The sequence below is a fragment of the Chimaeribacter californicus genome (assembly GCF_002858675.1).
Taxonomy (GTDB): domain Bacteria; phylum Pseudomonadota; class Gammaproteobacteria; order Enterobacterales; family Enterobacteriaceae; genus Chimaeribacter; species Chimaeribacter californicus.
Window position 1 is genome coordinate 235744 of record NZ_PJZF01000003.1, and the last position, 9893, is coordinate 245636.

A 9893-nucleotide genomic window follows, 5' to 3' on the forward strand; every position below is an offset into this window, starting at 1 on the left:
TATCCTTTTGAAAAATTAAAATTGCGATTATGAGAACTTTAATTATCTCGATGAGGATAATAAACAAACTAATTCGTTATGAAATTAATCGTTATTACATCTTTATTTAATTATTAGTTAAGTCATAGAATGGCCTGAAGAAATAAATTCCTATTATGGCAACAAAGGGCGGGTGTTCTATTTTGGGGTAGCGGAAAAGCGAAAACAAATAAAAGAAAGGGAATCGAAATAAAAACGCCCCCAGGAGGGGGCGAATCAAAAACAGGTGATGCGGAAACTCAGAACTGGTACACCAGGCCCACACCCACTACGTCATCGGTATTGATACCGGCGGCGTTGGTGAACTGGTTGTCGTCCAGCAGGTTGATTTTGTAATCAACATAGGTAGACATGTTTTTGTTGAAGTAATAGGTCGCGCCGACATCCACATATTTCAGCAGATCCTGGTTACCGAAGCCTTCAATGTCTTTACCGCGGGATTGCAGGTACGCCACAGAAGGGCGCAGGCCGAAGTCGAACTGGTACTGCGCCACCGCTTCCCAGTTGTCCGCTTCGTTGGCGAAGCCTTCGATATCGCTGCCGCCGCCGCCGAAGCGGGTGGCGTTGTAGGTTTTGGTGTACATCGCCGCCAGGTAGACGTTGTTGGCGTCATACTTCAGGCCGCCGGTGTAGGCGTCTGCGCGGTCACCGCGGCCATACAGCGTATCGGCGTTCTGGTCAGTGGTACGGTCAGAGCTGGCATAGGCTGCCGCGGCGCTGAAGCCGTTGCCCAGATCGTAGGAGAGTGACATGCCGTAGCCGTCGCCATTGCTGTCCAGCACATCACGGCCAGTTTCTTCGGTGCCGCTGCTGTTTTTGCCCTGGTATTGCAGGCCAAGGCTCAGGCCGTCAACCAGGCCAAAGAAGTTGTTATTGCGGTAGGTCAGCATGCCGTTGCCACGCTGCATCATGAAGTTATCTGAACCGTAGGTGTCACCGCCGAACTCCGGCAGTACGTCAGTCCAGGAGCCGACGTCATAAATCACGCCGTAGTTGCGGCCGTAATCCAGTGAGCCGTAGTCGCCAAATTTCAGGCCGGCGAAACCAACACGGGTAAAGGTATCAGCACTGCCCTCACTTTCTGAGGTGTTCAGCGCCACCTGGTACTCCCACTCGCCGTACCCGGTTAACTGATTGGTAATCTGCGTCTCACCACGCAGGCCGAAACGCATATAAGACTGGTCGCCATCGCTGCCGTCGTTGTCAGAGAAGTAATGCAGGCCGTCAATTTTGCCGAACAGATCCAGCTTGTTGCCATCTTTGTTATAAATTTCTGCAGCACCGGCGGTGCCGGCAACCAATAAAGCGGGAACCATCAGAGAAAGAATGCGGAGTTTCATGTTAGTGTCCTTGATCGTGATGTCGGGTGTGCGCCACTGTTACCGATGAATTATTAAGCCCGACAAGGCGAATTCATTCTCAGGATAAGTGCATAATTAATCCAGAAAGAAAATGCTACCAATTTACCAATAATGTTTCTTTGTTATAAATAAACATTTCAATATGTAATTAAACGCTGATTATTTGTTCGCAGCACTAAGGCAAATTAAGCATTAATTGGTAAAACATTATAGAAATTTGTATAGATTCATTAAGTTATGAAAATTTACGTTTTTCGCACCGAATGATAAAGGAAATCTTAAACCGCTCTCTATAATACGCCCTGCTATCATCATTAGTTGTATTTATTACCTTCATTATCTCAGATAATTTGATTGTTTTTGCACCGGCCTTTTGGCCGGTTTTTTATTGCCTTTTTGTGCGGTAATTCCGGTGCGTGATAAGTAATAACGGTAATCACCCATTATTTACCCACTTGAAATTTATAGGGGAAATAAAGGCCATATGGCTGCTAACCGGGGTGATAATAACCACAGTCTGCCCCCAGGGGTAATAAACTCTCATGCAATGTTTATGACAACCGCGCATAACGCCCCTCTTTCCGCTGCCCGCGTTTCCCTGTGCGCGCCCTTCCTGCCGGGCGACCATGCTTCTCAGAACATTCTGCTGCTGCGATTCGCGGCCATTACTTAGACTTATGTGCAGAAACTTCGCATAATTACCCCCACTTTTTGCCGTCCGCCGCGCGGCAGCCCGTTCAGCCAGTTTGAAGGAATCGCATGCCACTTTCTGATACCCAGCCCGATGACATCCTCCGGGCGCGTACCCTGCTCCTGACCCGCCGCTTTGCCAAACTGGATGAGTGGCTGCTGATGCTGATGCGCGGCTGGCAGTCGCACACCACGCCGGACAGCCAATACGGGCTGATCATGAGCATGGAGAGCCTGTTTGGCGGCAGCGAACTGGATGCGGCCGGTAGGCTTGAGCTCCTGCGTGAATGGGTGCAGCTGTCGCCGCAGAGCTACCACGCGCAGGTGCTGCTGGGGATGTTCTGGCATGAGCAGGCCTGGGCGATCCGCAGCCAGGGCGACGAAGATGCCCTGCCGGACAGCCAGTGGCTCGGCGCGCAACTCTGTTGTGACCATGCAGTACAGGCACTGCTGCGGGCGGTGGCGTGCCACCCGCGCCCGACCCACGCCTACCGCCACCTGATGACCCTCAGCGGCGGCTTTGGTGAGCCTTACTGGCTGCGGGCGCTGTTTGCCGGTGAAGTGCCGCTGCCGCTGCACCAGAAATTCAGCCTGACCGGCAACCCGGTCTGGGCAGAGGGGCTGTTGTGGCTGGAGGCGCTGGGGGCCGGCGTGCCTGAGCCATGGCCCTCACAGTTACCGGAGGCGCTGGCCGGGACACGCAGCAAAGAGGAAGACGCCACCGACTACTGGTTGCGGCTGGCGCTGGCGATTCGCCCGGGAGACACCGGCACCGTTGAATCCTGGCTGGTGTTTCAGTCACCGCACTGGGGCGGCGATCCGGCTCACTGCGAGACGATGATCGACAGCGCACTGATGGCCGGGTTTGACGAGGCAACCCGCCGCCGTTTCCGCGCTGAAGTGCTGCTGTTTGCCCTGGGCGGCGACGTCGCGGAGCGCGGCAGCGACCGGGCAGAACAGCTCCAGCAGCGGCTGGCCGAGGTGCTGGCCCCGCCGCCGGCGCCGGCGCTGCACCAGCGGTTGCTGGAAGCCGCCGCCCCCTGCCTGGCCTACTGGCAGGATGATGACGCCGCCGGCCTGGCCTGCTATGCCAAATTGCTGGCGCTGGCCCCTGACCTGATGCCCGCGCCCTCCGCCACGCTGTTTATCTCCCGCGCGGTGCTGGCGTCCGGCGTGGAGGACCCGCACGCGGTGCTGCCGACGCTGTTGCAACGCGCCTGCGCCTACCCTTCAGATGCGCTGCTGGCGGCCTTTGCCGCCAGCGCCTGCGCCCATGGGCTGTATGGCGTGCCGGAGAACCTGCGGCTTTCGGCCTCGCTGCTGGATTATGCCGCCTCGCTGCTGGCCGCCCGGCCTGACCGGGCAGTGACCGAACAGCAGCAGATCACGCTGGCGCATGACATGGCGCTGAACGGCGATCTGCATGCTGCCCATACCCTGCTGCTTGGCATGGCGCTGCGCGGCAGTGCGCTGCACAGCTATGAGCTGTATCTGTTCTACCGCGATGCCTGGCATGAAGATGTGCCGGAAGCGTTGCGCAGCGCGCAAGGTGCGTTGCAGGCCGCCGGGCGCGCCGCTGAAGCCGGGCTGGTGCCGGCGATGTTTGCCTATGCCAATGCCCTGCGCGAAGGCGCAGACAGCGGGCCGGATTACGCCGGGGCGATGCACTGGTACCAGCAGGCGATTGAGCACGGCGACCTGAACGCCCGTTACTGGCGCGCCACCTGGGCGCTGGAGGCAGGATCAGAGGCGGACAGGCGGCAGGCGGTGGAAAACTGGCTGCCGGAGATTATCCGGGATGAAAGCAGCAGCACCCGCGCCGAGGCCGCCTGGTCGCTGGGCATGGCATGGCGCGAGGGGCTGGGTTGCGAGAAAAACCGCTTTATGGCGCAGCAGCTGTTTGAGCTGGCGTTATCGGTTAATCCGGGGCTGGAGGCGGCGCAGGTGGCGCTGGCGGGGCTGAGTGAGTCCCTGCGGGACAGGATGGTGTTGTGGCAGGATAAACGGAAGCTTGGGGAGGGGGATGTACTTGGGGATCTTCGGGTGGAAGGGGATGCCCGGATGGGGGAAGTATAAGGCCTTATACCTTATACCTTATACCTTATACCTTATGCCTTATGCCTTATGCCTTATGCCTTATGCCTTATGCCTTATGCCTTATGCCTTATGCCTTATGCCTTATGCCTTATGCCTTATGCCTTATGCCTTATGCCTTATGCCTTATGCCTTATGCCTTATGCCTTATGAGATCGGAGTAGGTTGCGTTGGCATACGACCAGCACCCTTTCTGCGGCCCCGCTGCCGCCACCGCGCAAGGGGCGCGTAAGCGCCCGCCCCTTGCATCCCCGCGCTTTGGGTGCCCCGGCTGAATCATTGGCCGCTACCGCGGGTATATTCGCCCCATCCCTGGGGCTCACCCCTTCGGGGCAACGCTTCGCGTTGTGCAAATTGGCTCCCGGCCAATTTGTCCCTCCAGCGTCCTCCGGGCTAATCGGGCCGGTACAGACACGCTCCCAGCGTGGCTGTACCTCTCGCACACATCCTTGTGTGCTCGCCCGGCCCTGCGGCTCTACTCGGCAATGATTTTTACGCCCCCACCAGACTGCAAATCATTGAGTATGTAAGGAAAGAGTAGACAGGTTCTGTATATATCCATGCCCGCTCACCCGGCCCTGCGTCCTCGTCGGCAATAATTTTAATGCCCCCACCAGATTGCAAATCATCAGGTATGTAAGGAAAGAGTAGACAGGTTCTGTATATATCCATGCCCGCTCACCCGGCCCTGCGTCCTCGTCGGCAATAATTTTAATGCCCCCACCAGATTGCAAATCATCAGGTATGTAAGGAAATGGTAGGGGCGTTATTTTCGCTGAACATGCATAGGTTTTTGCTCCCCAGTTCTGTTCGGAAGAATTGCATGTCACTTTAAGCAGATAAGAAAAAGGCAGGCGCGATGCCTGCCTTGGGAGGTTACCGTTCCCGCAGGGACTCTTTGACTTTGTTGAGCGGTTTCAGCAGGTAGTCGAGCACGCTTTTCTGCCCGGTTTTGATGTCGACGGTGGCGACCATGCCGGGCACGATCGGGAATTCGCGGCCGGCTTTGTTGGTCAGGGTCGCTTTGTCCGTGCGCACGTATACCCGGTAGTAGAACTGGTCGCGCTTGACTTCATCCTGAATCGTGTCCGGGGAGACGGTTTCTACCCTGCCTTTGAGATCGCCGTAAATCGAGGAGTCGTAGGCAGTGATCTTCACCGTCGCCGGCAGACCGGGGCGGATGTAAGCGATGTCGCGCGGGTTGATGCGCGTCTCGATCAGCAATTGATCCTCAATCGGGACGATCTCCATCAGCTTGCCGCCCGGCTGCAACACCCCGCCGACGGTCGTGACCTGAATATCCTTCACAATCCCGCGTACCGGCGAGAACAGATCGGCGCGCGTTACCTGATCCTCCTTACCGGCCATCACCTGCATCTCCGCTTCCAGATCGGCGTTATTCTTCACCTGCTCCTCGCGCGCTTTCACCGCGTACTGGTTGCGCGCCTCGTCAATCTTCCCGCGGATCTCGCTGGCCTGCCGCCGCAAACGGATCACCTCCACCTGCCCGGCCGCGCCCTTCGCCACCAGCGGCTCGGTCATCCGCAACTCCTGCTCCACCAGCCGCAACGAATCCTGCAAATTCTTCACCGTCTCGTTGCGGTTCTGCAACCGCGACAGATAATATTGCCGCTCGCGCGCCACCAGCTCCGGGGACTTCATCGTCTGCGCGCTGAACTTCAGCGGCTCCCCGGTCAGCTCAGCGGTCAGCCGCTCGGCCGAGGCGCGCAGCGTCTGCACCCGCGCCGCCGCTTCACCAAAATTAGACTGGAACCGCGTCGGGTCGAGGCGCGCCAGAATCTGCCCCTTATTCACAATACTCCCCTCCTGCACCAGCAACTGCTTAACGACCCCGCCGTCAAAACTCTCGATCTGCTGGGCGCGGCTGGAAGGGGTCACCTTCCCCGTGCCTACCGTCACCTCGTCCAGCACGGCAAACCAGGCCCAGACAAAAAACACCACCAGCGCCAACAGCGAAAGCCAGATAATCCCGGAAACCCGCTTCTGATCGCGCTCAAACTCATCCGATACAATGTGTGACATCGTCCTGTCCTCAGGCTGCGCCCTGTTGCGCCTTGGCGGCCGCGGCCTGCGTGGCCGCCGCATTCGCCAGAATCTGCTCGCGTGGGCCATCAGCCACCACGCGCCCGTTGTCCATCACCACAATCCTGTCCACCAGCTTCAGCAGCGCCGGGCGGTGGGTCACCAGCACCAGCGTGCGGCCGGCGAGCCAGCTGTGCATCTGGCGCAACACATACTCTTCCAACTGCTCATCCATCGAGGCAGTCGGCTCATCCATCAGCACCACCTGCGGGTTACGCAACACCATCCGGCTGATCAGCACCATCTGCTGCTGCCCGCCGGACAGCCCGCGCCCGCCCTCATTCACAATGCGGTCGAGGCTGGCGGCGTCCTGCTGCACCATGCTCAGCGCGCCGCTGATGCGCAGCGCCTGCAACATCTCCTGATCGGTAGCGTGCGGGTGACCGAGCATCAGATTCTGCCGCAACGTGCCGAAAAACAGCCGCGAATCCTGCGACAGATAGCCCAGCTGGCGGCGCAGATCCACCGGGTCAACGCGGGTGATGTCCACCCCGTCAATAATGATCTTCCCGCCGGTGGGCGTCGCCTGCCCGGCCAGCAACTTCAGCAGCGTCGATTTCCCCGCCCCGACCTTGCCGAGGATCGCCACCCGTTCGCCGGGCTTAATCTCCAGCTTGCCGACGCCGAGCACATTCGGCCCCTGCTCCGCATCATAGGCGTACTGCACATTACCCAGCTGGTAGTGGCCGCTGAGCGCCGGGCAGTGCGCCATCTCGCCCTCTTCCGGCCGGTCGAGCGGCTTCTTCAGCAACTCATCCAGCCCTTTCATCGCGCTCTTGGCGTGCTGCCAGCGCGAGAACACCAGCGTCAGCTGCATCAGCGGCGCAATGGTGCGGGAGGAGAGCAAACTGGCGGCCACCAGCGTCCCGGTGGTGATGTCGCCATTCAGCACCAGATAAGTGCCGAACACCAGCATCCCGGCGTAGGTGAGCTGCTGCACCGTCGAGGCCCAGCCGGTCAGGCGTGCGCCCCACAGCCGCTGCTTCATGCCGATGGTCGCACCGACCTCGTGGTTCTGCTCCCACTGGCGCTGGAAATAGGGTTCCGCCTGCAATGCCTTGATGTCCTCAATGCCCTCGATCGCCTCCACCAGCACCGCGTTACGCAGCGCGCCCTCGCGCATCCCCTCTTTGGCCAGCTTCGCCATCGGGATCTGGATAAGCAAACCGGGGATCACAATCAGCGGGATCGCCAGCAACGGGATAACCACCAGCGGCCCGCCGATAAACGCCATAATCGCCAGAAACAGCAACACAAACGGCATATCCGCTGCTGCGCCCACCGTGGTGGAGGTCAGCAGCTCGCGCACCTGGTCAATCTCGCGCAGCTGCGAAATAAAGGAGCCGGTGGATTTGGGCCGCGCCTCATTTTTCATGCTCATGGCGCGGGCGAAAAACAGCGAGGAGACTTTCAGGTCAATGCGTTTGCCCATCAGGTCAGAGACGCGGGTACGCATCAGCCGGATGCCGTACTCAATCGCGGCGGCCAGCAACACCCCAATGAACAGCACCCAGAGCGAGGAAAAGGATTCCGCCGGGATAACCCGGTCATACACCTGCATTGAAAACAGGATCCCGGCCAGCGCCAGCACGTTACCGATCACCGACGCCAGCGAAATCTCGCCGATCCGCCGCCCGGCGCCGCGGAAATTGTGCCAGAACCAGTGCTTGCGGTAGGGCTGCACAAACTCATCAATCCGCCCGTCGCGCCCGCGCGCCGCCACGCCCACCAGCACCACATTGCCGTCCCCCTGGGAGAGCAGCGTGGAGAGATCGGCCTGCCGCAGGATGTCGCCGCCGTCCTGCAACCAGTAGCCCGCCTGCCCTTCGGCGTCCAGCGTCTCAATCACCGCCGTGGTGCCCTGCTCCAGCACCACAATCGCCGGCAGCACCTCCTGCCGCCAGCGCACCCGGTCGCGGTGCACCACACTCACCTGCAACCCCATCAGCCCGCTCAGGCGCTCCAGCTGGCGCGCCTGGCTGAGCTGCTCGAACCAGCGCATCTGCTGGCGCAGGAATTGCGGGTCGGCGGGCTTGCCGAAAATCTCTGCCGCCCTGACCATCGCGGCAATCCATGCATCGGTTGTTGTTTTCATCAATACACTCTCTCTGGTGTCCCCGGCCGCGCCCATGCAGCGCCCGGCGGGGGGAAACGGGTTGTCCGGCCCATGGCCTGTTACAGCGCGGGCAGTTTGTCGCCGCTCTGCTGTTGCCGGTCGATGCCCAGCATGTCGAGCAGATTGTCCACCGCTGCCGCATAGCGCACCGTGCCGTCCCAGCCGTCATACAGCGCGCCGATGCGCATGGTGTCGGCCTGGAACACATCCTGCTCCACCGTCAGCAGGTCATTGAGGCTGCGCTTGCTGAGCTTGTACTCATCCTGATAGACGCTGCGGGTGTGAATGGCGCTGTCATACTGCTCATCCCCCGCCTGCTGGCGCTGCTGCGCGCCGATCATGTCCGCGTAGGCGGTCGAGGCTTTCTGGTTGATGTCCAGTTTGGCCTTCTCCACCTCGGCCTGCGCCGCCTCGCGCTCACCCTCCGCTGACTCCACCTGCGCGCTGATCGCCCCGCCCTGATAGACCGGGGCCTCCACCGCCAGCTGCACCTGATCGTCCCAGTAGGAACGGGTGTCATTTTCATACCGCGTGCGCCCGGCCTGCACTTTCAGGGTCGGCCAGTGCTGCGCCCGCTGTGAACGCACCCGCTGAATCGCCGCTTCCTGTTTGGCCTGGGCGCTGCGCACCAGCGTACTGTTCTGGTACGGGATGCGGTCCAGCGCTACCTGCTGCTCCAGCAGGCTCTGCGGCAGATCCGGCAGATTGTCCGAGACTACGCCGGTCAGCACCGTCAGCTGTGCCGAGGCGGAGCGCTGCTGGGCGCGGTACTGTTCCAGTGTGGCACGCATCCCGGCGATGCGGGTCTGCGCCTGCAACACGTCAGACTGCGAGCTTAACCCGGCGTCCGCACGCATTTTGGCGGTGTCGCGCACCCGCTCCAGTGAGGCGATGTTGTCCCGCGCCGCCAGCGTCAGCGCCTGGTAGCGCTTCACTTCCAGATAGGTCTGGAGGGTGCTGAGGCCGACATCCGTCATGGTGCTGAACAGCGTGTAGCGGTAGGAGGCTGAGAGCTGCTCCTGCTCGTCGATGGCGCCGCCGGTTTTGCCGAAGTCATACAGCAACTGGCTCAGTTCGATGCCGCCGGAGGCGTTGTTATTGAGTTGCCCGGCCGAGTCCGTCTGGTTGGAGTGCCCGGCCGAGGCGTTCAGGGAAATCTGCGGGAACCAGGCGCTGCGCGCCTGTTTGAGGTCACCTTCGCCGACGTGGATCTGCGCCGCCGCCGAGGCGATTTGTGGGTTACGCGCGAACGCCCGCAAAATGGCTTCGCGCAGGGTAAGGCTGGCCCGCAGCTCCTCGGTGGGTGCCGCCTGCCAGTGAAACTCCGGTTGTGTCTCGGCATGGGCAATGCCCGTTGCCGTTATCCCTGCTATCCAAAGGGTGCTGAGCAATACCCCAGCACACCGCCTGCATTTTCTGGTCATTACCGACGCGACCCCCTATCTGATTTTTATCCCATCCTGCGCGGCGGCCATTGCCGCCGCGCGGTG

The 9893-nt window shown here is 60.2% G+C and carries 5 protein-coding genes; 1 reads left to right on the forward strand and 4 read right to left on the reverse strand.

Going from position 1 to position 9893, the window contains the following annotated elements:
- Positions 1-278 precede the first annotated feature (278 nt).
- Entirely contained in the window at positions 279-1379 is a 1101-nt protein-coding gene (ompC, locus tag CYR55_RS06025; RefSeq protein ID WP_101815243.1) for a porin OmpC, read from the reverse strand.
- Between the two features lie 780 nt (positions 1380-2159).
- Between ompC and CYR55_RS06030 the strand changes: the two genes are divergently transcribed.
- A complete protein-coding gene (locus tag CYR55_RS06030; RefSeq protein ID WP_101815244.1) occupies positions 2160-4166 on the forward strand; it encodes a DUF4034 domain-containing protein in 2007 nt (668 codons plus the stop codon).
- Positions 4167-5060: 894 nt separating this feature from the next.
- On the opposite strand, the gene CYR55_RS06040 is transcribed toward CYR55_RS06030, so the two are convergent.
- The 3 genes from CYR55_RS06040 to CYR55_RS06050 all read right to left on the reverse strand — a co-directional run bounded on the left by CYR55_RS06040 (position 5061) and on the right by CYR55_RS06050 (position 9827).
- Positions 5061-6227 (reverse strand): beta-barrel domain-containing protein, encoded by a 1167-nt coding sequence (locus tag CYR55_RS06040; protein WP_101815246.1) that lies wholly within the window; start codon positions 6225-6227, stop codon positions 5061-5063.
- A gap of 10 nt (positions 6228-6237) precedes the next feature.
- On the reverse strand, positions 6238-8382 hold the full coding sequence (locus CYR55_RS06045; protein WP_101815247.1) for a type I secretion system permease/ATPase: 2145 nt from the start codon (positions 8380-8382) through the stop codon (positions 6238-6240).
- An 80-nt stretch (positions 8383-8462) separates the two neighbouring features.
- Positions 8463-9827: a TolC family outer membrane protein gene (locus CYR55_RS06050; protein ID WP_101815248.1), complete on the reverse strand. Its 1365-nt coding sequence runs from the start codon at positions 9825-9827 to the stop codon at positions 8463-8465.
- Positions 9828-9893: the final 66 nt, after the last annotated feature.